Source organism: Streptomyces sp. NPDC053750 (assembly GCF_044544295.1).
In the GTDB taxonomy this organism is placed as follows: Bacteria; Actinomycetota; Actinomycetes; order Streptomycetales; family Streptomycetaceae; genus Streptomyces.
The window spans coordinates 107,527-128,269 of record NZ_JBITXB010000011.1 but is presented as its reverse complement, the minus strand read 5'-3'; the positions used below and the strand labels follow the sequence as shown (position 1 = coordinate 128,269).

Below are 20,743 nucleotides of genomic sequence, written 5' to 3'. Positions count from 1 at the left end.
TGGCCTCTGCCATTCTGGCGTCGTGCAACAGCCCACCGCCGTCACCCCCGACGCCCCCGTGGCGATACGGACGCCGCTCCTCACGCAGGAGTGGCTCGACCTCGCCTTCATCCACTGGGCCGTCGAGCCGGCAGCCGTGGCGGGGCTCATGCCGCGCGGCACCGTCCCCGACACGCACGACGGGCTCACGTACGTCGGGCTCGTGGCCTTCCGGATGCACCGGGTCGGATGGTTCCGGCTGCCCGGTGTGCCGTATCTCGGCTCGTTCCCGGAGACCAACGTGCGCCTGTACTCGGTGGACGCGCACGGGCGACGCGGAGTGGTCTTCCGGTCGATGGACGCCTCGCGGCTCGTGCCGGTGGTCATGGGCCGCGTCGGCTTCCGGCTGCCCTACCTGTGGTCCCGCATGGCCGTCCGCACCGTCGGCGACACCGTGACCTACACCAGCTCCCGCCGCTGGCCCGGCCCGCGCGGCGCGTACAGCCGCATCACCGTACGGGCCGGAGAACGCATCCAGGAGCCCACCGAGCTGGAGCACTTCCTCACCGCGCGCTGGGGCATGCACAACATGTTCTTCGGCGGGGCCGCGTACCTGCCCAACCACCACGCCCGCTGGCCCCTGCACCGCGCCGAACTCCTGACCTGTGACGAGGACCTGGTGGTGGGCGCGGGCGTCCCCGCTCCCACCGAGGCCCCCGTCAGCGTCCTCTACTCACCGGGCGTCCCGGTCCGTCTCGGCCGCCCCGCCGCGCCCGTCCGCCCGGTGCCGGCCGGCCCTTGACCTCAAGCGGGCTCGAGGTACCACAGTGAACCGCATGAATCACGAGACCACAGCAGATCTCAAGGCCATCGAGCAGGTGGTGGCCACCGTCGAGCGCACCCAGCGTGCCAAGGACGCCGACGGATTCCTCGCCCTCTTCCACCCCGACGCGCTCTGGACGACCGCCCACGGCAAGGTTCTCCTCGGCCTCGACGCGATCGCCGAGTTCACCCGCGCCGTGCTGCCCCGGTCCGACTGGGACGGCGACGTCACGTACGAGGTCGTCCACACGCAGTTCCTGCGGCCCGACGTCGCGGCCGTCAAGGTGCGGCAGACCTACCACTCGGCCGAGGGCGACACGCAGGGCGCCCCGCTCTACGTCATGACGCGGCAGGACGACGGGGCCTGGCTCCTGCACGCCTGCCAGAACACCGAGGTCCGGGCCGGCTGAGGTCACGCCGCGGTGGGCGCTCCGCTGACCCGGCGCTGCCCGCCGTTGCGCTCCTGCCAGAGCCGGTACACCTCGGTCGCGGTGTCACGGGGCTCGTGGCGCATGGGAAGGCGGCGCTCGTCCCAGTTCTTGGCGAACTCGTCGTAGAAGGTGGCGAGCTCGAAGTACTTGCGGTCGTCCACGTAGTGCGGCTCGTAGGCGTCGCGGGTGGTGAGGAAGACGACCTCGTCCGGCGAGCAGTAGTACAGCGCGCCCAGGCACATCGGGCAGGGGTGCGCGAGCACGTAGACGGTGGTGCCGGTCAGGTGCTCGGTGCCCAGTTTCGTGCACGCCTCGCGGATGGCGAGGATCTCGGCGTGGGCGGTGGGGTCGTTCGTCTGGGCGACCTTGTTCGGGCTCTCGGCGAGGATCTCGCCGTCCTTGACGACGACGGTCGCGAACGGCCGGCCGCCCTCGGTGACGTTCTGCCGGGCGAGGTCGATCGTGCGCTGTACGAAGTCCATGGGGTCCTCCGGTGGGGGTGCAGGGGAAGAGGGCGCCGGGGCGGGCCGGGGCGGCCGGGGAATGCCGCCAGCCCGCCCCGGCGGAAGGGATCGCCCTCGGTCTCAGAAGGGCTTGGTGGGCAGGTACTTGCCGTCGAGGGTGATGACGGCGCGCTCGCCGCCCTCGGGGTCGGCGACCTTCTTCACGTCCAGCTTGAAGTTGATCGCGGAGATGATGCCGTCGCCGAACTGCTCGTGGACCAGGGCCTTGAGGGTGGTGCCGTAGACCTGGAGCATCTCGTAGAAGCGGTAAATGGTCGGGTCGGTGGGGATGCCGCCGTCGATGGAGCCGCGGGTGGGGATGGTCTGCAGGAGCGTCGCCGCGTCCTCGTCCAGGTCCAGCAGCTGGGCGACGGCCTGGGCGGACTTCTCCGGCAGGGCGTGCTGGCCGAGGACGGCGGCGGTGGTGAAGGCGACGGACAGGCCGGACGCGTCGGCGATCTGCTGCCAGGCGAGGTCCTTGCGGATCTTGGCCTCGACCGCGGTGATCGCGAGCTGCCGACGGGCGGTGGGGTCGAACTGGGCGTGCATGTGCAGTGGTTCCTTTCGGGTGGGTGCCGTCCGCTGTCGGAGGGGAGGGGGGACGGCAGGTCTTGAGGGGGGGGCATGAGGGGCCGTGCCAGGAGGGTGGGTCAGGCGGCCAGGGCAGGGTGGGCGGCGGCGTCGAGTCGCTCGACCGTGCCGTCGGCGATGTCGAACCGCCAGCCGTGCAGCCGCACGCTGCCCTCGGCGAGTGCCCGGGCCACCGAGGGGTGGGTGGCCAGGTTCACCAACTGCGCGGCGACGTTCTCGCGGACCAGGGCGGAGACCCTGTCCTCGCCCGCGGCGGCCGTCGTACGGGCCCGGGACGCGTCGGCGTTCCGGAGCCAGCCGGCGACGGCCGGCGCGCCGGTCAGGTCGTGACCTTCGGCGAGCGCGGTCATGGCGCCGCAGGCCGAGTGCCCGCAGACGACGATGTCCGCGACGCCCAGGACCGTCACCGCGTACTCGATGCTCGCCGCGATGCCGTCGCCACCGGGGGTGTAGGCGGGGACGAGGTTGCCGGCGGTGCGGATGACGAACAGCTCGCCGGGGTCGGTCTGGGTGATCAGCTCCGGCACGACGCGGGCGTCGGAGCAGCCGATGAACAGTGTGTGCGGTTGATGAGTGGTGGACAGGTGGGCGAAGAGCCCGGCCTTGGCGGGGAAGACCTCCCGTTGAAAGCGGTCGACGCCCTCGGCGAGATGACGCATGGCCTGTACTCCCTTCGATCGGGGTGCCGGCGGGGGCCGACGTCATCCACCGTGCACGACCAGGCTCTATAGCGTCCAAGACGCAATAACCATGACAGCTATCGATGTGGCCTATAGTCGTGCTCATGAGGCCGGAACTGCGTCACCTGCGTTACCTGCTCGCCGTCGCGGAGCACGCCAGCTTCACCCGCGCGGCCGAAGAGCTGCACATATCCCAGCCCACGCTCTCCCAGCAGATCAAGCAGCTGGAGAAGGCCCTCGGGGTCCAGCTGCTGGACCGCACGGGCCGCACCATGCGCCTGACCGACGCCGGGGAGACGTACGTCCGCTACGCCCGGCGCGCCCTGCGGGACCTGGCGGCGGGGGAGCGGGCGGTGCTGGACGTGCAGGACCTCTCCCGGGGTCACCTCAGGCTCGCGGTGACCCCCACCTTCACCGCGTACCTCACCGGCCCCCTCGTCGCCGACTTCAGTGCCCGCCATCCCGGCATCACCCTGGAGGTGCGGGAGATGACCCAGGACCGCATGGAAGCCGAACTCCTGAGTGACCGCCTCGACCTGGGCATCGCCTTCACCACCCACCTGCCGGGCATCGACCCCACCACGCTGTTCACCGAGACCCTCAGCCTCGTGGTCGGCCCCCGCCACCCCGACGCGCGGCGCTCCGGCTCACTGCCGGTCGCCGAACTGCACGAACGTCAGCTCGCGTTGCTCAGCGAGGACTTCGCCACCCGGCGGCACATCGACGAACACTTCGCCGAACACGAGGTCCGCCCGCGCATCGCGGTGGAGGCCAACTCCATCAACGCCCTCACCGAAATCGTCCGGCGCACGCAGTTCGCCACCGTCCTGCCCGACGCCATCACCCGCGACCATCCTCATCTGTTCCCCATCCCCCTCGCCCCGGCGCTCCCCTCCCGCACCGTCACCCTGCTCCGCCGCGAGAGCAGCTACCGGAGCGCCGCCGCCCGCGCCTTCACCCACCTGGCCACCGAGTGGGCGGACACCTCAGCCGGCGGTGAGGACGCGCCAGTCGCGTGAACCGATGTCCGCGGGCGTGCCGTCGAGGATGCGGGCCGTGCGGGTGGCGGGTTCGAGGGTGAGGGTGGCGAGGCTCGCCCAGCGCTGGCCGAGCGGCTTGCCCGGGTCGGGCAGACAGGTCACCGGCGGCTCGCCTTCGCCGGTCACGAGGAGGCCCGCGAGTTCGTCGACCGTCGTCGGCGGCTGCCGGCGGGCCAGGCGGGCGCGGACGAAGTCGTGGCGTTCGCCCGAGTCCGGCTGGTAGAGCCAGGACTTCTCCCCGGCGGCCGGGACCGGTGTGAGGAAGTGGTTGGTGCGTACGAGGGTGCCGTGCGCCGGGGGAACGTCGAAGACCCCGACGGGGCTCATGTCGAGCAGGACGGCGTCGGTCTCGTCGAACAGCGCGAACGACCCCGACGAGGCGAGCGGCGCACCGCGGACGATCTCGACCGCCTCGGCGACACTCCCCGCTTCCTCGAGGACGACGGCCGCGAGCACGTGCACGGGGATGCCGCCGATGCCGTCGCGGACGTGACCGAGGATGTTGAAGTGCAGGGCCAGACCCGCGCTGTTGACGCCCATCTTGCCGAGGATGCCGTTCTCGGTGAGGCCGACGACGTCGTGCCGGCCGCCGCGGGACTCCAGCGTGTGCCACATGGAGCCCAGTTCGACGTGCCAGTCCCACGTCTGCACACCCATCGTGCGCGGCGAACCGTCGCCGTGGTCGCCGCCGCCGTCGACGCGGCGCACGATCGTGGTGCACTCCCCGGGGGGCACGGCGGAGCCGCGGGCCAGGATCTCCGTGCGGGCGTTGAGGGCGGCGACGTGCCGTTCCCCGATACCGGCTCCGTGGGCGATGCCTTCGATCTCGGCACGGACCGCGGGGCGGAACCGCCCGATCGCGTCGAGGGCACGCTCGGCGTCCTCGCCCACCTGGGCAGGGGTGATGCCGCCGAGCGCGAAGAGCCGGTCGTACACCTCCAGCGCGGCGGGGATGCCGTCACGGAGCTGCTCGCCGCGGACGACGCCGCGGTCGTACGGGTCGGTGGCGGCGGCCTTGACGTGGGTGCGGTGGGTGGGGCGGGGGATGGTCGGAGTCACGAGTTTCCTTCTGCGCTGTTCGTGTGGAGCTGCACCGTGCCGCCGACGACCGTCGCGAGGACGGCGTTGCCGGGCTGTGCGTCGGGGGCCAGGTCGAGTGGGTTCGTCGCGAACACCGTGAGGTCGGCGAGGTGACCCCGCGCGATCCTGCCCAGGTCGTCCGAGGCGCCCGCGGCGTAGGCGGCCGCTGCCGTCATGCCGGTGTAGGCCTCGCGCGCGGAGATCGCCTGCTCGGGCTGCACGGGTGCCGTGTCCGGCTCCTCGACCGGGCGGCGCAGCTGGCAGTCGGCGAGGCCGATGCGCGGGTCGCCGGGGCCGATGGGCCAGTCGGAGCCCAGGGCCACGACGGCGCCGTGGTCGAGCAGGTCGCGGGTGCGCCAGCCGCGGGCGACGCGGTCGGGGCCGATGCGCCGCGACCAGTTGTCCGTCGCGTCGGCGTGGGTGTGCCGGGTTCCGTGCACGGGCTGAAGGCTTGCCACGACGTCGAGTGCGGCGAACCGGTCCAGGAGGTCGTCGGGGATGGACTCGAGGTGCTCGATACGGTGCGGGGCGCGGGCGACCGGGCCGACCTCCTCGATGACGTCCAGCGCGAAGCGGACGGCCTGGTCGCCGATGGCGTGGGTGGCGGTCGGGACGCCGCGTTCGGTGAAGAACCGCATGGCGGCGCGGTACGCCTCGGTGTCGCGCCACAGCGGCTCGCGGTTCTCGCCGTGGATGTCCGGCCGGTCGAACCACGCCGTGCCGTTGTCGGCCGTGCCGTCGAGCATGAACTTCGCGCCCTCGACGTGCCAGCGGCGCCCACGGCGGCCCTGGAGGTCGGCGATGTCCTGCCACACCTTGGGGGCGGAGTCGGCCGGCACCAGGGGTGAGCACCGGATGCGCAGGGGCAGCTCCCCGTGGTCCTCGATGTGCCGGTACACGGCTTCGGACGGGTCGGTGAAGTCCAGCGCGTGCAGACCGGTCAGGCCGCTGCGCGCAAGGAGGTCGAGCTGGTGGCGGACGTACCCCGCGGCGGTGTCCACCGGTACGTCCGGATAGTGGGCGAAGACCAGGTCCATCGCCTGGAGCTCGACCACGAACCCGGTCGGGCGGCCGTCGGGGCCGACCTCGACCGACGAGGCGTCGGTGAACTCCTCGCGGCCGGTCAGCCCGGCGAGTTCCACGACGCGGGGGCTCACGACGAGGGCGTGCGCGTCCCGTGTCATCAGCGAGATCGGCCGTCCGGGGAACCGCTGCCCGAACACGGTGCCGGCCGGGTCGCCGTCGAAGACGTTGACGTCGAGGTCGAAGCCGGTGATCCACGCGTCGGCCGGCCGCCCGTGCGCGGCCTCGGCCAGGCGCGTGCACACCTGGTCGAGCGTGGCCGCGCCGCCGAGGTCCACGCCGCTGCCGATCTCGATCGCCCCCCATACGGGGTGGGCGTGGACGTCGGTGAGGCCGGGCAGGATCGTGGCGCCCGGGAACGCGTGGACGACCGTACCGGGGCCGCGCACGGCGTCGAGGGCCGTGATGTCGCCGACGGCGACGATGCGGCCGTCGGCGATCGCGACGGCGTTCGCGGACGGACCGGCTGTGGTCCCGGCGAGAGTCTCTACGTGACCGGCCAGCACGATGGCGTCGGCGTGCACAGGGGTTTCCCTTCTGGTGGTGCTGTGTGGGGGGTTGGCTCGTGCCCGGAGGTCAGGAGCGCGGAACGGTCCCGAGGACGCGTGTGGACGCCCAGTAGACGGCGGCGGCGACGGCCATGCCGGAGGGGATCGCGAGATCGAAATCGCCCATGGCCGTGGCGATCGGGCCGGTCCAGAAGCTGGTGGTCACCCACATCAGGGAGGTGAGTCCGCCCGCGACGAGCGCGAGGACGCCGCACCAGTGGACACCGCGGTGGTACCAGAAGGGACCGCCGTGTTCCTGACCGAGCAGCTCCGTGCCCTGGTAGCGGTTGCGCCGCACGACGAGGTCGGTCACGGCGACCGCCATGGCCGGGCCGGTCACGACGACCACGAGCTGCAGCATGGTGTTGACGCTCGTCAGGAAGTCCCAGACGAGGATCGCGTACAGCGTCATGGCCGTGCCGAGGACGCCGATGATCAGGACCGCGGGGATGCGGGCGAGGCGGACGCCGACCGACTGGATCGACAGGCTGGCGCTGTAGGCCGTCATGCCGTTGTTCGTCATGGTGTTGACGACGACCGCGATGACGAAGACGGGGATGAACCACCCCGGCAGGATGCTCTCCAGCGCGGCCTGCGGGTCGGCCATGTCGAGGCTGGTGGCCGCGAGCGCGCCGACGGTGGTGAAGACGACGCTCGGCAGGTACGCGCCCAGGGCCGTCCATCCGGCGACGGCGACGGGGCTGCTGTCGCGGGGCAGGTACCGGGCCAGGTCCGGGCTGTTGCTGTAGGACAGCGGAGTGGAGGCGACGATGGTGAAGGCGATGCCGAGCGTGGCGGCGAGCGCGGCGCCCTTCAGCGGCTCCGCCGGTGCGTAGGACCAGTCGGTCTCGGCGAGGACGTACCCCGTGACGACGATGAACACGAGGGTCAGCAGGATGCTGAGCGTGGAGTACAGACGGACGATCGTCGCGTATCCGTAGATCGCGATCAGCAGGGTCGCCCCGGCGATCAGGCAGATGACGGCCGCGTTCACGGCCGGGTGGTCCGGCAGCCCCGTGCGCTGCGCCAGGCCGATGCCCGCGACCGAGGCGGCCGACCAGTTCAGGGCGAGATAGGCCGCGGCGATGAGCCAGCCGGTCAGCACGAGCACGATCTTGTTGCCGATGACGCCGTAGAACGCGCGGGAGATGACCGAGCCGCTCGTGCCGGCGACCGGACCGCTCGCCGCGATGATCCCCGTGAAGATCCACAGCAGGTTTCCGGCGAGGATCACCCCGATCGCCTGCGGGAGCGTCAGCCCCATGAGGATCAGCGTGCCGCCGACGGCCAGGCTCAGGTAGCTGACGTTCGGCGCCGCCCACACCGCGAACAGTCGGCGCGGCCGACCCGCGCGTTCGTCGACGGGAACCAGGTCGATTCCCCGGGTTTCCGGATGCCCCGCCCGCGCGGGCCCCTGTCCGTCGAGAGGTCCTGCGGAGGTGGTGGTGGGGTGTGTCGTCATCGAGGCCTCTCGGATGCTCCGGCGGCGGTGCCGTTATTGGTCAAGCGGCCAACCGTGTATTGGTCACCGATCCAATAGCCTTTGTTCCATGACGTCAAGAGCTCAGCCGAAACGCACCCGGAAGTCGCCCGAGCAGCGCCGCGCGGAGATCGTCGAGACCGCGGCGCGCATCGCGCTGGAAGAGGGGCTGGAGCTGATCACCCTGCGGCGCGTCGCCGAGGAGCTGAGCGTCCGCCCCGGCCTCATCAGCCACTACTTCCCGGTCGCGGACCACCTCGTGAGCGAGGCGTTCACCCACGCCACGACCAAGGAGCGCGAGTCGCTCCTGCCGCCGCACGAGCAGGACCTCCCACCCGTCGACCGGCTCGCGCGCTTCCTGGTGGGCCTCGCGGACGGCGACTACCTGGACCTCAGCCGCCTGTGGCTCAACGCGCGGCACCTCAGCAGATTCAAGGACCCGCTGCGCAGCGCGGTGCGCGCCCAGGAATCGGCGACGCGCACGGCCCTCGTGGACCTCATCGACAGCGGCGTCCGGGCGGGGGAGTTCACGACCGGCGACGCGCTCAGGGCGGCGCTGCACATCCTCATCGCCGTCGACGGCCTGGGGGCGTACGCCAACGACGACGCGCAGCCGGAGGGCGGCCTGGACATCAGTGACGTGGCCGTCGAGACCGCCGAGACCCGGCTCGGCCTGGCCCCGGGCGCACTCCGCGCCCGGGTCCGTGCCCGATCGGCCGGCTCGGCGGCGGCCGAGGCGTCCACCCCTCGGTGACGTCCGGGAGGCGGCCGCCGGGCCGGTGCGGTCGGGAGGTGGTGCGGTCAGGAGGCGGTGGGCTCAGGAGGCCCGGTCGATCGCGGCCACGATCTCCCGGTGACCGTGCTCGGCGGCCAGGTCGCGCGGCAGCACGCCCTGCCCGTCACGGATCGACGGGTCGGCTCCCGCTTCCAGGAGCAGCTCGACCACCTCGACGTGGTTCTCGGACCCGTTGCCCAGCACGATCGCTTCGTGCAGGGCCGTCCACGAGAGGTCGTTCACGTGGTCGACGGGGACACCGGCCGCCAGCAGGATCCGGACGGTTTCGACGTGCCCGTGTTCACTGGCGGGGATCAGCGCCGTTCCGCCGTAGCGGTTGGTGCTCTTCACGTCGGCCCCGTGGTCGAGGGTGAGCTCGAGGATCTCGTTGAGTCCTTCCGCTCCGGCGTAGAGGAAGGCGGAGTCCTCGATGTCGTCCTTGGCGTCCGGGTCGGCACCGGCCTCCAGGAGCAGGCGTGCCATCTCCACCTGGTTGGCCCTCGTGGCCACGACCAGGGGGGTGCGGCCGCCGTCGTCGCGTGCTTCGAGGTCCGCGCCCGCTGCGATGGCGTCGGTGGCAGCGGCCGGGTCGCCGTCGGCGACCGCCTCGGTGAGTCGGTCGGTCGCCGCGGCGCTCGCCCCGGAGGACCGTGGCGCATCCGGGGCGGGGTCCGATGTCGACGTCCCGCATGCGGCCGGCGCTGCCGCTGCTGCCGCAGCCGTGACCGCCCACAGCACCCCTTTCCACCGGGTCGGTGCGGTCCTGCGCCGTGTGTCGCGAGCTGTCATGGGGCGCGTCTCCGTTCTCCGTAGCGCCCTGGGGGGCTACGGTATACCAAATGCGTTTCCGTGGTCGTGAGGGGAGCAACTCCGGATGGCAGGGGCAGAGGGTGCCGAGCCCGAGTCGGTGCGGGTCGCACGGCTGATCCGGGACGACATCCTCGACGGTGTCCGCCCTCCCGGGAGCAAGCTCGTCGAGCGGGACGTTGCGAGCTAGCTCGGGGTCAGCAGGGTGCCGGTGCGGGACGCCTTGAAGACGCTCGTCGCCGAAGGGTGGGTCACTCCTCGCCCCCGCACCTGGGTCGTCGTGCGGGAGTTCGCGCCGAGCGACATCGCCGATCTCGACGAGGTGCGATCGGCTCTGGAGGCCCTCACGTTCAGGCCGGCGGCGCAGCGGCACACCCGTGAGGGACCGGCACGGCTGCGCGCCACACTGAACGTCGAGTTCGCCGCGGCCCGTTCCGGCGACGCCGTGGCCGCACGTCGGGCCGCGGCGGACTTCCACGAGTGCGTCATCGAGTTGGCGGGCAATCACCTGCTCGACGAGTCGCAGCTGACCCTGCGCAGCCCCATGCGCCGGCGGCTCGGCCGGCACGACGACCTGCTGCGGGTCGCCGAGGAGCACCAGCGCCTGTACGACGCGATCGCGCAGCGCGACGTCGCAGGGGTCGAGGAACTGGTCCTGCGTCACCTGGAGACCGGGCGGTACCTGCACGACGTGCACCGCGGCGGGGGCGCCACCGCCGCGGTAGCCCCCGTCGCCCCGGGGCACGCGTAGACGATGCCGGCGGCGACGTCACCGCGGATCTCGGTGCCGACCTTGCGGGCCAGGAGGGCGTCGAGCCGGTCCAGGGGTCCGATGAGCGCGCGCGGCCGCCGGCCTTCGCGACGAGGATCGCCGCGTCGGCCTCGCCGGTTGCCCCGCAGTGAGGCCGGGGCGGCGCGCGGGCCGCGGTCGGCGGCGCTCACGGCGCCGGGCGCACGTTCGGCACCGTCGTAACAACCATGCGAAGACGGTATCCCATTTGGCGCCCGAAGTCCCACACTCGAAGACCCGCCTGCGGACGACACCCGAGGCGGGGTCCGGTCAGGCCCGGTTCTGTTTCCGGTGGCCCATGGCCGCCTTGCGGCTGCTGGCCAGGTGCTCCACCACCAGGGCCTCGACCCTCGGTACGTCCCGCTCGGCGATGGCGTCGTAGAGCGCCTCGTGCTCGCGTGCCACGGCCAGCAGGTCGTCGTGCTGCCCGAGGAGCCAGCGCAACCTGCTGCGCAGGACGCCGTCGAGTTCCGTCAGCAGTTCGTTGGCGGCCAGCGAGGTGACCGTCTGGTGGAAGTCGGCCGCCGCGCGCCGCGCGCGCACCGCGTCACCGGCACGAGCGGCTTCGAGTTCGGCGTCCACATCGGCCCGCAGCCTCTCCAGCCCCGCGCGCGTGTGCCGCTGGGCGGCCAGCCGGAACGCCAGGGCCTCGAGCGCCGACCGGACCTCGTCGAGGTCGGCGACGTCGCTGGGGGTGAACTCCCGTACTACCGCCCAGGTCCGGGGCCGCGGCGTCACCAGCCCCTCGGCCACGAGCGCCTTCAGGGCCTCCCGTACGGGAAGACGGCTCACGCCCAGCGCCTCGGCCAGGTCCCGTTCGACCAGCCGGCTGCCCGGCGGCCGCACTCCGTCGAGGATCTCGTCACGCAACTGCCGCGTCACCCGCTCCGACTCGGGTGCGAAGTCCCCTGACGTCGTCATCCCCGTCCTTCTTCGCTTCTCGACTCCCCGCGGTGCACCGTGAGTCCTGCCCCACGGTGCACCGTGAGCCGCGGTGTCCGCGGCAGTGTGACCTTAGCGAATGGTGCCTGAGGCGGCCCACGCAGCGAGGGGGTGCGGCGGTGAGGGTCGGCTCAGCCCGCCTTCGGCGGCCAGTTGACGATCCGCTTGGGCCGCGGCGGTGCGTAGGTGCGCACCTTGGACGTGGACAGGCCGAGCCGGACCAGTGACTCGGCGATCGTCACGGCGGCGGTCACCCCGTCGATGACGGGCACGCCGGTGCGCCGGACGACGGCCTCCGCGAGGCCGGCCATGCCTCCGCAGCCCAGGCAGATCACCTCGGCCCGGTCCTCGCGAACGGCACGGCCAGCCTCCTCCGCGATGGCGTCGACGGCGGCCTTCTCGTCGCGTTCCAGGTCGAGCACGGCCATCCCGCTCGCGCGCACGGAGGCGCAGCGGGCGCTGAGCCCGGCGATGTGCAGGCGTTCCTCGATCAGGGGGACCGTGCGGTCGAGGGTCGTGACGACGGAGTAGCTGCGGCCGAGGAACTGCGCTGTGCTCGCGGCGGCCTCGGTGATGTCGACGACGGGGACGTCGAGCAGTTCCTGGAGGCCTTCGCGGCCGTGTTCGCCGTATCCGGCCTGGATCACCGCGTCGAAGGGCTCGGGGTGGGCGCGGACGGCTTCCATCACGGCGACCGCGGCGAGGTAGCTCTCGTAGTTGCCCTCCACGGACTCCGCACCGAACGAGGGGGTCAGCGGGACGATCTCGGTGCCCGGGGAGGCCGCGCGGGCCGCCTGTGCGCCGATGGAGTCGGTGATGGACCGGGTGGTGTTGACGTTGACGACGAGGATGCGCATGGGTGGGCCTTCGGTCCGATGAGGGTTTGGTCGAGGGGGTGTCCGGTGCGGCCTATTCGGCTTCGACGGCGATGACTTCGCCGTCGACGTCGCGGATCGGGGTGGCACGGTCGGCGATCACCGTGTAGAGCCCGGCGCCGAGGACGGCACCGACGAACCAGGAGAATCCCGCGACGTCCTGGAACGCCGGAACGAGGGCGATGACCACGGCGATCGCGGCGCTGGGCGCGAAGGCGGCGACGGCGCGCGGGTTGTAGCCGCGACGGTAGTGGTACTCGCCCTGCTCGTCCTCGGTGTACAGGTCGGGCACGTTCACCCGGGCCTTGCGCAGCAGCCAGTAGTCCGCCATGATCACGCCGAACAACGGGCCGAGCAGGGCACCGAGCCCGCCGAGGAAGTAGTTGACCACGACCGGGTTGTTGTAGAGGTTCCAGGGCGTGATCACCAGGCCCAGGACGGCGCTCACGAGGGCGGCCCGCCGGAAGTTGAGCCGGCGCGGGAACAGGTTGACCAGCGCGTAGATGGGCGCGACGAAGTTGGCCAGGAGATTCACCGCCACCGTGAGGGCGATCAGCGCCAGCGATGCCGTCACCAGCAGGAACATGTTCGGGATGGTCCGGACGATGTCGGTGGGGCTGGTGATGACGCGCCCGTCGAGCTCGAACTGGGCGCCGCTGAGGACGGCCACGATGACGGCGAAGAAGAGCATGTTCACCGGGATGCCGATCACGTTTCCGCGGACGATGGAGGTGCGGCTCCTGGCGGACCGGGTGAAGTCGCAGAAGTTCAGCACGAACGTTCCGTAGATCACCACCCACAGGGCGGCGGCCTGGAGGATCTGCAGCCACATCGCGCCGCCGGTCAGCGGTGAGTCGATCGACAGCGAGATCGAGCCGTCGGCACGGACGAACATCCACACCGCGAGGGCGCACATGGTGATCAGCGTGGTGGGCGCGGCGAACGCCATGTAACGGCGGATCATCTGCATGCCGAAACTCACGATGAGCACCTGAAGGGCCCACAGCGTGAGGAAGGTGATCCAGCCGAGCGTCGACTGGCCGAGCACGGAGTTGGTGTCCAGGGTGCTCAACCCGGGGAAGAGCGCGACCAGAAGGGTGCTCAGGACCACGGCGGCCAGGTAGGTCTGGATGCCGAACCAGGCGATGGCGACGGCGCCTCGCACGCCGGCCGGGATCCTGGCCCCGTTGATGCCGAACGCGATGCGGCTCATCACTGGGAAGGGGACGCCGGTCTTGTGTCCCATGAACCCGGACAGGGTCAGCAGGAGGAAGAGCAGGACGGAGGCGACGGCGAAGGCCGCGAGGATGCCCCAAACGCTCAGTCCGAGCGCGAAGAGACCGATGGCGAAGGCGTAGTTGCCGAGGCTGTGCACGTCGTTGGCCCAGAGGGTGAAGACGTTGTAGGCGCCCCAGCGGCGCCCTTCCCGCTTCGTCGGGGCGAGGTCGTACGTGTAGAGGCCGGGGCTGACGGCGGCGCGGGTCTCCACGGGCGACTGGTCGTCCAGGGCAGTCATGGGGGCTCCTGGGATCGGGGGAGGGGAAACAGGACGTTCCACAGAACGGAAATGAATTTCCGGTGCGCAGAACGTAGGTTTCGCCGATCGGCGGAGTCAAGGGTTCTGGCAGGCCGTTCACCAGGCATTTCGCCAGGTCGGGAGGGGTCTGTTGCGGGGCATGCGGAAGCGCCGCCCGGCCCGGTCGGGCACGGTCGGACGGCACTTCTCGCACGGCCCGAAACGGACCCCTCCCACGAGGTGAATACGGAAAACGGGCCTCGTCTCAGACGAGCCGTCCGCCCCGGGCCACGACGGTCCCGCCGTGCACCACCATGTCCCGCTGCGGCATGTCGACCACGATCTGCGGCACGCACTCGCCCTGTACGAGGACGAAGTCGGCCGGGCTGCCGGGGGTGAGGCCGGCCCGGGGCAGGCCCATGACGTCGGAGCCCCCGTGGGTGGCGGCCTCGTAGCAGGCGGACAACTCCTCGTCGAGACGTACGTCCGTCACCCAGCCGAGGATGTGCGCGCGGTGCATCATGTCCGCGTTGCCGAAGGGACTCCAGGCGTCGCGCACTCCGTCCGAACCGAGTCCCACCTTGACGCCGTGCTCGCGCAACCGGGCGATGGGCAGCACGAGGTCGCGGCTGGGTGCCACGGTGGTCAGGGAGATGTCGAGTTCCCCCAGCTCCTCGGCCATGGAGGCGAGTTCGGCGTCGGACAGGCCGGGCAGGCAGAAGACGTGGCTGACGGTGACCCGGCCCTGGAGGGACAGTGCCCGCGTACGGTCGATGATGCCGCGCAGCACGGTCACGCCCTTGTCGTCGGTGTCGTGGAGATGGATGTCCACGCCGACGCCGTAACGGTCCGCCAACCCGAAGACCAGGTCGAGCTGTTCCTCCGGCGCCTGGTCGAAGCTGATCGGGTCGATGCCGCCGATGTGGTCCACGGCGCCGCTGCGGGCGGCCTCTTCGAGCAGGGCGGCCGTTCCCGGCGTACGGACGACACCGTGCTGCGGGAAGGCGACGATCTGCACGTCCAGGGCGTGCTTCAGCCGCTCGCGCGCGTCGGCGACGCCTTCCACGCCGGCCATTCCGTAGGCCGGAGCGATGTCGGCATGGGCCCGCATCGCGCGGGTGCCCCGCGTCACGGTGTGGGCCATGAGTCCGTACGCCCGCTCCGCGATGCTCCGGCTCTGGCTGTTGAACAGCTCGACATCCTGGGCCACGTAGTCCGCGATGGACTCCGCGGGCCTGCGGGACACCCAGGAGGCGCCCCATGACGTCTTGTCCGGGTGAATGTGCGCGTCGACCAGCGACGGCAGGGCGATACGGCCGCCGCCGTCGATCACCTCGGCGTCCCCGGGCGCGGGTCGGTCGCTGATCCGGCCGTCGACGACCGTGAGGTCCACGGGCCTACGGGCCCCGAAGGGCCGCACGTTCCGGAAGACGACCGCCTTCCGGGGGCGCTTGTGGGCGTCGGCCGCGGCCTGCGACGTGCTCGCGGACAGCAGTGTGCCGGCGGCTGCCGCGGTGGCAGCGGTGGCGAGCACGGTGCGCCGTGAGGGAGAGGAGGGGGCAGGCGTCATGGGGCACTCCTTCGGCGAAAGAGGGAAGCGGAGGGGGGAGAGGGAGACAGGCAGGGGGTTGGGTGCCGGGTGATCTGCGGGTTCAGCAGATCCGGCCGGCCCGTACGACCCGCGCGGGCCGGGACAACACCGAGACGTCGCTCAGCGGATCGGAGCCGACGACGAGGACGTCGCCCGCGTAGCCGGGTGCCAGACGGCCGACGCCGCGGGAGAGCCCGAGCAGCCGCGCCGCGTTGGTGGTGGCCGTGCGGATCGCGTCCAGCGGTGACAGCCCGGCGGCATGCATGAGTTCGATCTCGTGTCCGATGGGTGTCACCTCTCCGCCGGACGAATCCGTGCCGGCGACCAGCGGAACCCCCATCTCGTGGGCGGCCCGGACGGCTTCCCTCAGGACCGGCAGATAGGCGCGGCCCCGCTCGGCCAGCACCGGGTCGGACGACTCCGCCAGGCCCGCGATGGCGGCGAGGGTGGGCGTGAAGTACGTCCCTCGGCCCCGCATCTCGTGCAGGGTGCGCTCGGCGACGAAGACGCCGTGCTCGAGCGACCGGATCCCCGCCCGGACCGCGTCGTGGCAGCCCTGTTCGCTGTAGGAGTGGCAGAGCACGCCCTTGCCGCCGCGACGGGCCGCCGCCACGATGTGGGCCAGCTGCTCGTAGGAGTACACCTGGGTCAGCGGGTCCTGATCGGGCAGCCCCGCACGCTCGTTGACCCGCGTCTTGATCACGTCGGCGCCTCGGGCGAGGTTCACGTCGACCACGCGCCGCAGGGCCTCGGCCGAGCGCACCCCGCCCTGCAGAGCGGCGAGAGGTGCCAGATCCGGGTCGGCGAGCACCGAGTCGCCCATGTCGGGCGTGACGAACACCCCGGCGGCGCTCAGACGGGGCGCCTGGTCGGGCAGCCGACGGGCGAGTTCCCGGACGGCGATGTCCTGGTAGAAGGTGGTGGAGCCGCTCCGTGCGCTGGTGGCCCCCTTGGTCACCGCCTCACGTGCCTCGGCGACGGTGCTGAGGTGGATGTGGGCGTCGACCAGCCCGGGCAGCACCCACTGACCCCGGGCGTCCAGACGGGGAACGCCCCCGGGTACGGCGCCCTTGCGACGCGGGCCAGCGTGGTCCACCGTGCCGGCGCGGATCAACACGACGGCGTCCTCGGTCACCTCGCCCGTGGCCGGGTCGAGCAGCGTGCCGCCCTCGATCACCAGATCGCCGTACCGGGCCCCTTCGTGCGCCGGGCGGGTCGGGCGTGCGGCGGCGGGGCCCGCCGCCGAGAGGGCTGCGGCGGTTCCCGCGAGCGCCGCGGCACCGGCGAGCACACCGCGTCGCGTCAACCGGCTCGGGGGTGGAGGGGCGGGCTCAACACACATGACAACACTCCGCTGTACGGGGGGAGGGAGGGGCAAGGCACTTGGTTTTCGATTTTGTATACCAAAATGGCGGGAGGCCACAAGGGTCAGCTTCTCTGGTCGACGGGTTACTCCTCGGTGGTGCTGGTTCTCCGCATAACTTTCACAGGTGAGTGGCTGTCTGGGAGTCTGATATCGGTATCCCAAAGTTGGACGTCGTGCCCCGGCGGGCCGTCCGGGCGAGCGGGGACAGGGCGAGGACCGCCACGCCGCAACCGGCGATCACCCACCAACCGGCTTGGTCGGCCCGGCCGAAGGCGGCCGCGGTGTGGGCGGGCCCGGCGAGGGAGGCGCCGATCACCGCGACACCGAGCGCGCTGCCGATCTGCCGGGTGGTCGTGGTGATGGCGGAGGCGACGCCCGCCTGGGCCTTGGGCATGCTCTCGACGGCGGTCTGGTTGACGGGAGCGTTGAGCAGTCCGAAGCCCGCCCCGAACAGCACGAAACTGCAGATCAGCACAGTCGGCCGACCGGTTCCGGCCAGCGCGGGCAGGAGCCCGCCGAGCGCCATGCCCACGCCGGACAGGGCGAGCGGGACGTGTGCGCCGCGAAGGGCGGTCAGTCGGCCGGACAGCGGCGGGAGCACGCACGTCATGATCGCCATGGGCAGCAGCCAGAGGCCGGCCTGCCAGGCGCTGAGGCCGCGTACGACCTGCAGTTGGAGCGTGGCGAGGAAGAGGAAGCCGCTCAGGGCCGCGAAGGCGAACGCCGCGCTGAGCGCGGCGGCGGTGAAGGCGGGCCGGCGGAAGAACCGCGGGTCGATCAGCGGTTCGTCCAGCCGGAGTTCGGTCACCACGAACGTGGGCAGCGCGAGCACGGACAGGCCGAGGGCGGCCAGGACGGCCGGGGACGTCCATCCGCCGACCGGGCCTTCGATCACACCGAAGGTCACGGCGGCGAGCGTCACGGCCATCAGGGTCTGCCCGGCCGCGTCGGTGCGGCGGGGGTGCGGGGAGCGGGATTCGGGCACCCGCGGGGCCAGGGCCAGGGCCAGGGCGCCGACGGGCAGGTTGAGCAGGAAGATCCAGCGCCATCCGGCGGCGTCGACGGCGAGACCGCCGACGAGGGGACCGACCGCCAGGGTGACCCCCTGGACCGCGCTCCACAGTCCGATTGCGCGGGCCCGGGCCCGGCGCTCGGTGAAGACCTGGGTGATGATCGCCAGGGCGACCGGTGTCAGCATGGACCCCCCGACGGCCTGCGCCGCCCGGAAGCCGATGAGCCAGCCCAGGCTCGGGGCGAGGGAGCAGCCCAGTGAGGCGGCGGTGAACAGGACGAGGCCGCAGCGGAAGACGCGGCGCCGTCCGACCCGGTCGCCCAGGGCTCCCGCCAGGAGCAGCGACGAGGCGAGGACGATCAGGTAGGCGTCGATCGTCCACTGCAGCCCGGCGACGGAGGTGTCGAGGTCGCGTTGGATGTCGGGCAGCGCGACGTTGAGGGCGGTGTGGTCGAGGCTGACGAGGAACAAGCTCGAACAGCACACGGCGAGGACCAACGACCGGCTCCGGTGCGATGGTTCGGGCACGGCAACATCTCGAATCTGTCGGAATGGAGCAGCGGCGGCCGGTGGCCCGGTCGCATGGTCACTCCCGTGGGTGGATGTCGAGCCATCGACCGATGGCACCCACCATGCGGGACCTGTTTCTATAGTGTCCAAGACTCGTCATAGATGACATCCATCGATGTCATCTATGACCTGCTGCGACCCGCTGTGACCTGCGACGATGCCCGCAGAGTCGAAGTGGTCCGGACCTTGGTGCTCGCTCAGCCGGTGTGGAGGATCCGGAAGCGACCGGGTTCCGCCGGGTCCCGGTCGACGACCTGGACCGGCGGCCGAGCCGCTTGCCAGACGCTGATGCCCGGCGCGCGGGAGAAAGTGATCTGCCCGCGGGTGCCCTCGACCGCGACTTGCGGCCAGGACCCGGCCGTCCGTGCCCGGTCCCCTCCGTGGGAACGCAGCACCTCGGCGAGGACGGTGACCGTGTCGTGGCCCTCGAAGGCGACGAAGGAGGGCGCTTCGGCCAGGCGCTCGCGCAGGGCCGTCCCGACGCGTGCGCCGAGGGGGCCGAGACGCTCGGGCAGATAGCGCAGGAACGGGATCGCGGCGCCGTCCTCGCCCAGCGCCGTGGCCCATGCGGCGAACTCCGGTTGCCCGGCGGGAGCGCCGATCATGACCTCGGCGAGGCGCCGGTCCCGGCGGACGGCCTTGACGACCGGCACGGCCGGCTCCGGGTGACCGACCAGAAGCAGCAGGGCTGTCGCCCGGAGCCCGACGAGTTCGTCGCACACGGCCGCCGGGGTGAGCGCGCTCACGTCGAGTTCGACGACGGTGCCGCCGCGCGGAGCGAGGCGGTCCCGCAGAATACGGGCCCCGGATGCCCAGTAGACACTCGGCTGGGCCGCGACGGCGATGCGTCTGTGCCCCGCGCCGAGGAGGAAGTCCGCGTAGATCCGCCAGCCGTGGGACTGCGGCGGGGCCAGGCGCGCGACCCATGGCGTCGGCTGCTCGGTGAGCGCGTCGAGAACCGCTGACGAGCAGAGGTACGGCAGGCCCAGGGCGTCGGCCCGGGTGGCGGCGGCACGCGCGACCACGCTGTGGTACTCCCCGGCCAGGGCGGCCACGCCCAGGCCGGCCAGTTCGTCGACGGCGGCCGTGGCCCGCTGCGGATCGGCCGCGGTGTCCCGGACCACCAGCTCGAGTGGTCTTCCGCCGATCCCGCCGGCGTCATTGACCTCGCGAACCCCCAACTCGAGTCCGGCGAGCAGGTGTTGACCCGCCTCGACCCAGCCGGGCCGGGTCAGTGGAACGAGAGCGCCGATTCGGACGGATGACTCGCCGGTCCGCTGGGTGATCATGCCGCCCAGGGTACGTCTGCGGTCCTCCTTGCCGCGAGGGTGTTTCCTCCGTGCCCCTGGTCCGCGGCGACGACGCTGTCCACCCGCACGGCGGCGTCGGTCCGGGCGGTGATGTCCTCGACGGTGACGCCAGGCGCCGTCTCGACGAGGACGAGACCGTCCGCGGTGACGCCGAGGACGCCGAGGTCGGTGACGAGCCGGTCGACACGCCGCTCGCCGGTGAGGAGGAGGGCGCACTCGCCGAGGATCTTGGGGAACCGTCCTTCGCGGTGTGTTCCATCAGGACGATGACGCGGCGCACACCGTCGACCAGGGGCCTCACCGACACCGACATGCTGCGCGCCGCCACCCCGCCGGAAGCGATGGCCGGGGTGGCGCAGATGACGGCTCTGGGCCGGGTGGGCACTCCCGCCGACACCGCCGCCGTTGTCGCGCTGCTGCTCAGCCCGGATGCCGCGTGGCTGACCGGTCAGAACCTCGTGGCCGACGGAGCCCGGTCTAGAAGAAGCCCAGCTTCTTCGGTGAGTAGCTCACCAGCAGGTTCTTCGTCTGCTGGTGGTACAGCAGTTGCACCCAAGCTGACCAGGGGAAACAGCAGTTGGTGCGGCTCGCTGGAGGGGTCCGGTCCGGAAATGGTCCGGATCTTGGTCCGTCTCGGCTTGCGCAAGGTGTTGCTGCTGGGCGGGGCCTCCTCGGACCGGCGCTGTGATCGGCAGTGCGACGAGCTGGATTCCGCCGGGGACCTCCCCCGTTTGCCGAGTACGGGTCGGCGGGTTCAGATGTCCCGGCGGCGGCGCCGGGTCGGCCGTTGAGGAAGTCGGTCGCCTTTCGGCCTTCGGCGGTCAATGAGTCGCAGCGGAAACGTTCGGACGCCACGGCGGCGGAAGCAGGAGCGGCAACCAGGAGCAGGGCGGCGCTCACCGGCGGACGATGCAGCACGCCGCCTTGCAGCGGATCTCCTGCCCCGTCGTGC

The 20,743-nt window shown here is 71.7% G+C and carries 21 protein-coding genes and 1 pseudogene; 7 read left to right on the top strand and 15 right to left on the bottom strand.

Translation table 11 applies throughout. The features are described 5' to 3' along the window. Nucleotides 1-22 precede the first annotated feature (22 nt). Both ACIGO6_RS28030 and ACIGO6_RS28025 read left to right on the top strand, forming a co-directional pair. Complete coding sequence (locus ACIGO6_RS28030; RefSeq protein WP_399881048.1) at nt 23-781, top strand: YqjF family protein; 759 nt, start codon at nt 23-25, stop codon at nt 779-781. A 34-nt stretch (nt 782-815) separates the two neighbouring features. Then, nucleotides 816-1,211, top strand: a complete 396-nt coding sequence (locus tag ACIGO6_RS28025; RefSeq protein WP_399881046.1) for an SgcJ/EcaC family oxidoreductase — start codon at nt 816-818, stop codon at nt 1,209-1,211. Between the two features lie 2 nt (nt 1,212-1,213). Here ACIGO6_RS28025 and ACIGO6_RS28020 read toward each other — a convergent pair whose 3' ends face one another. From ACIGO6_RS28020 to ACIGO6_RS28010, 3 genes are all read right to left on the bottom strand, one after another. Beyond that, nucleotides 1,214-1,714 (bottom strand): nucleoside deaminase, encoded by a 501-nt coding sequence (locus ACIGO6_RS28020; protein ID WP_399881044.1) that lies wholly within the window; start codon nt 1,712-1,714, stop codon nt 1,214-1,216. A 102-nt stretch (nt 1,715-1,816) separates the two neighbouring features. Then, on the bottom strand, nt 1,817-2,284 hold the full coding sequence (cynS, locus tag ACIGO6_RS28015; protein ID WP_399881042.1) for a cyanase: 468 nt from the start codon (nt 2,282-2,284) through the stop codon (nt 1,817-1,819). A gap of 101 nt (nt 2,285-2,385) precedes the next feature. After that, nucleotides 2,386-2,985 carry a carbonic anhydrase gene (locus tag ACIGO6_RS28010; RefSeq protein WP_399881040.1) on the bottom strand — a complete coding sequence of 200 codons (600 nt, stop codon included), beginning with the start codon at nt 2,983-2,985 and terminating at the stop codon, nt 2,386-2,388. 125 nt (nt 2,986-3,110) lie between these two features. Between ACIGO6_RS28010 and cynR the strand changes: the two genes are divergently transcribed. After that, complete coding sequence (cynR, locus tag ACIGO6_RS28005; protein WP_399881038.1) at nt 3,111-4,025, top strand: transcriptional regulator CynR; 915 nt, start codon at nt 3,111-3,113, stop codon at nt 4,023-4,025. On the opposite strand, the gene ACIGO6_RS28000 is transcribed toward cynR, so the two are convergent. From ACIGO6_RS28000 to ACIGO6_RS27990, 3 genes are read right to left on the bottom strand one after another with little or no spacing between them, the layout of a single operon-like run. Beyond that, entirely contained in the window at nt 3,993-5,105 is a 1,113-nt protein-coding gene (locus ACIGO6_RS28000) for a C45 family autoproteolytic acyltransferase/hydolase (protein WP_399881036.1), read from the bottom strand. The two genes, cynR and ACIGO6_RS28000, sit on opposite strands and share 33 nt — an antisense overlap. Continuing rightward, nucleotides 5,102-6,733 carry an amidohydrolase gene (locus tag ACIGO6_RS27995; protein WP_399881034.1) on the bottom strand — a complete coding sequence of 544 codons (1,632 nt, stop codon included), beginning with the start codon at nt 6,731-6,733 and terminating at the stop codon, nt 5,102-5,104. Before ACIGO6_RS27995 ends, ACIGO6_RS28000 begins: the two co-directional genes overlap by 4 nt. Before the next feature lie 52 nt (nt 6,734-6,785). Further along, on the bottom strand, nt 6,786-8,219 hold the full coding sequence (locus ACIGO6_RS27990) for a purine-cytosine permease family protein (RefSeq protein WP_399881032.1): 1,434 nt from the start codon (nt 8,217-8,219) through the stop codon (nt 6,786-6,788). 88 nt (nt 8,220-8,307) lie between these two features. On the opposite strand from ACIGO6_RS27990, the gene ACIGO6_RS27985 reads away from it, so the two are divergent. Then, nucleotides 8,308-8,991, top strand: coding sequence for a TetR/AcrR family transcriptional regulator (locus ACIGO6_RS27985; RefSeq protein WP_399881030.1), 684 nt, complete (start codon nt 8,308-8,310; stop codon nt 8,989-8,991). 63 nt (nt 8,992-9,054) lie between these two features. Here ACIGO6_RS27985 and ACIGO6_RS27980 read toward each other — a convergent pair whose 3' ends face one another. Next, nucleotides 9,055-9,801 (bottom strand): ankyrin repeat domain-containing protein, encoded by a 747-nt coding sequence (locus ACIGO6_RS27980; protein WP_399881028.1) that lies wholly within the window; start codon nt 9,799-9,801, stop codon nt 9,055-9,057. Nucleotides 9,802-9,886: 85 nt separating this feature from the next. Between ACIGO6_RS27980 and ACIGO6_RS27975 the strand changes: the two genes are divergently transcribed. Together ACIGO6_RS27975 and ACIGO6_RS27970 are read left to right on the top strand one after the other, a co-directional pair. After that, on the top strand, nt 9,887-10,009 hold the full coding sequence (locus ACIGO6_RS27975; RefSeq protein ID WP_399881026.1) for a hypothetical protein: 123 nt from the start codon (nt 9,887-9,889) through the stop codon (nt 10,007-10,009). Between the two features lie 21 nt (nt 10,010-10,030). After that, nucleotides 10,031-10,570 (top strand): GntR family transcriptional regulator, encoded by a 540-nt coding sequence (locus tag ACIGO6_RS27970; protein WP_399881024.1) that lies wholly within the window; start codon nt 10,031-10,033, stop codon nt 10,568-10,570. Nucleotides 10,571-10,879: 309 nt separating this feature from the next. Here ACIGO6_RS27970 and ACIGO6_RS27965 read toward each other — a convergent pair whose 3' ends face one another. The 8 genes and pseudogenes from ACIGO6_RS27965 to ACIGO6_RS27930 form a co-directional block, all read right to left on the bottom strand. After that, nucleotides 10,880-11,530 (bottom strand): GntR family transcriptional regulator, encoded by a 651-nt coding sequence (locus ACIGO6_RS27965; protein ID WP_399881022.1) that lies wholly within the window; start codon nt 11,528-11,530, stop codon nt 10,880-10,882. A gap of 152 nt (nt 11,531-11,682) precedes the next feature. After that, on the bottom strand, nt 11,683-12,408 hold the full coding sequence (locus tag ACIGO6_RS27960; RefSeq protein ID WP_399881020.1) for an aspartate/glutamate racemase family protein: 726 nt from the start codon (nt 12,406-12,408) through the stop codon (nt 11,683-11,685). 52 nt (nt 12,409-12,460) lie between these two features. Next, nucleotides 12,461-13,942: an NCS1 family nucleobase:cation symporter-1 gene (locus ACIGO6_RS27955; RefSeq protein WP_399881018.1), complete on the bottom strand. Its 1,482-nt coding sequence runs from the start codon at nt 13,940-13,942 to the stop codon at nt 12,461-12,463. A gap of 265 nt (nt 13,943-14,207) precedes the next feature. Further along, nucleotides 14,208-15,512 (bottom strand): amidohydrolase family protein, encoded by a 1,305-nt coding sequence (locus tag ACIGO6_RS27950; protein ID WP_399881016.1) that lies wholly within the window; start codon nt 15,510-15,512, stop codon nt 14,208-14,210. 82 nt (nt 15,513-15,594) lie between these two features. Further along, nucleotides 15,595-16,875, bottom strand: a complete 1,281-nt coding sequence (locus ACIGO6_RS27945) for an amidohydrolase family protein (protein ID WP_399881014.1) — start codon at nt 16,873-16,875, stop codon at nt 15,595-15,597. A 142-nt stretch (nt 16,876-17,017) separates the two neighbouring features. Next, complete coding sequence (locus ACIGO6_RS27940) at nt 17,018-18,397, bottom strand: MFS transporter (protein ID WP_399881366.1); 1,380 nt, start codon at nt 18,395-18,397, stop codon at nt 17,018-17,020. A gap of 281 nt (nt 18,398-18,678) precedes the next feature. After that, a complete protein-coding gene (locus ACIGO6_RS27935) occupies nt 18,679-19,770 on the bottom strand; it encodes an ABC transporter substrate-binding protein (protein ID WP_399881012.1) in 1,092 nt (363 codons plus the stop codon). Continuing rightward, nucleotides 19,767-20,083 (bottom strand): annotated as a pseudogene (locus ACIGO6_RS27930) (CoA-transferase); the annotation flags it as partial. The gene ACIGO6_RS27935 and the pseudogene ACIGO6_RS27930, both read right to left, overlap by 4 nt. Here ACIGO6_RS27930 and ACIGO6_RS27925 point away from each other — a divergent pair. Beyond that, complete coding sequence (locus tag ACIGO6_RS27925; RefSeq protein WP_399881010.1) at nt 20,058-20,582, top strand: SDR family oxidoreductase; 525 nt, start codon at nt 20,058-20,060, stop codon at nt 20,580-20,582. The pseudogene ACIGO6_RS27930 and the gene ACIGO6_RS27925 sit on opposite strands and share 26 nt — an antisense overlap. Nucleotides 20,583-20,743: the final 161 nt, after the last annotated feature.

Excerpts from the sequence above, each read along its gene's own strand:
- ACIGO6_RS28020 (WP_399881044.1), bottom strand. The coding sequence starts at position 1,714 with ATGGACTTCGTACAGCGCACGATCGACCTCGCCCGGCAGAACGTCACC.
- ACIGO6_RS27985 (WP_399881030.1), top strand. The coding sequence starts at position 8,308 with ATGACGTCAAGAGCTCAGCCGAAACGCACCCGGAAGTCGCCCGAGCAG.
- ACIGO6_RS27945 (WP_399881014.1), bottom strand. The coding sequence starts at position 16,875 with ATGTGTGTTGAGCCCGCCCCTCCACCCCCGAGCCGGTTGACGCGACGC.
- cynR (WP_399881038.1), top strand. The coding sequence starts at position 3,111 with ATGAGGCCGGAACTGCGTCACCTGCGTTACCTGCTCGCCGTCGCGGAG.
- ACIGO6_RS27950 (WP_399881016.1), bottom strand. The coding sequence starts at position 15,512 with ATGACGCCTGCCCCCTCCTCTCCCTCACGGCGCACCGTGCTCGCCACC.
- ACIGO6_RS27925 (WP_399881010.1), top strand. The coding sequence starts at position 20,058 with ATGACGCGGCGCACACCGTCGACCAGGGGCCTCACCGACACCGACATG.
- ACIGO6_RS27935 (WP_399881012.1), bottom strand. The coding sequence starts at position 19,770 with ATGATCACCCAGCGGACCGGCGAGTCATCCGTCCGAATCGGCGCTCTC.
- ACIGO6_RS27955 (WP_399881018.1), bottom strand. The coding sequence starts at position 13,942 with ATGACTGCCCTGGACGACCAGTCGCCCGTGGAGACCCGCGCCGCCGTC.
- ACIGO6_RS28025 (WP_399881046.1), top strand. The coding sequence starts at position 816 with ATGAATCACGAGACCACAGCAGATCTCAAGGCCATCGAGCAGGTGGTG.
- ACIGO6_RS27960 (WP_399881020.1), bottom strand. The coding sequence starts at position 12,408 with ATGCGCATCCTCGTCGTCAACGTCAACACCACCCGGTCCATCACCGAC.
- ACIGO6_RS27990 (WP_399881032.1), bottom strand. The coding sequence starts at position 8,219 with ATGACGACACACCCCACCACCACCTCCGCAGGACCTCTCGACGGACAG.
- ACIGO6_RS28010 (WP_399881040.1), bottom strand. The coding sequence starts at position 2,985 with ATGCGTCATCTCGCCGAGGGCGTCGACCGCTTTCAACGGGAGGTCTTC.
- ACIGO6_RS27965 (WP_399881022.1), bottom strand. The coding sequence starts at position 11,530 with ATGACGACGTCAGGGGACTTCGCACCCGAGTCGGAGCGGGTGACGCGG.
- cynS (WP_399881042.1), bottom strand. The coding sequence starts at position 2,284 with ATGCACGCCCAGTTCGACCCCACCGCCCGTCGGCAGCTCGCGATCACC.
- ACIGO6_RS27980 (WP_399881028.1), bottom strand. The coding sequence starts at position 9,801 with ATGACAGCTCGCGACACACGGCGCAGGACCGCACCGACCCGGTGGAAA.
- ACIGO6_RS27975 (WP_399881026.1), top strand. The coding sequence starts at position 9,887 with ATGGCAGGGGCAGAGGGTGCCGAGCCCGAGTCGGTGCGGGTCGCACGG.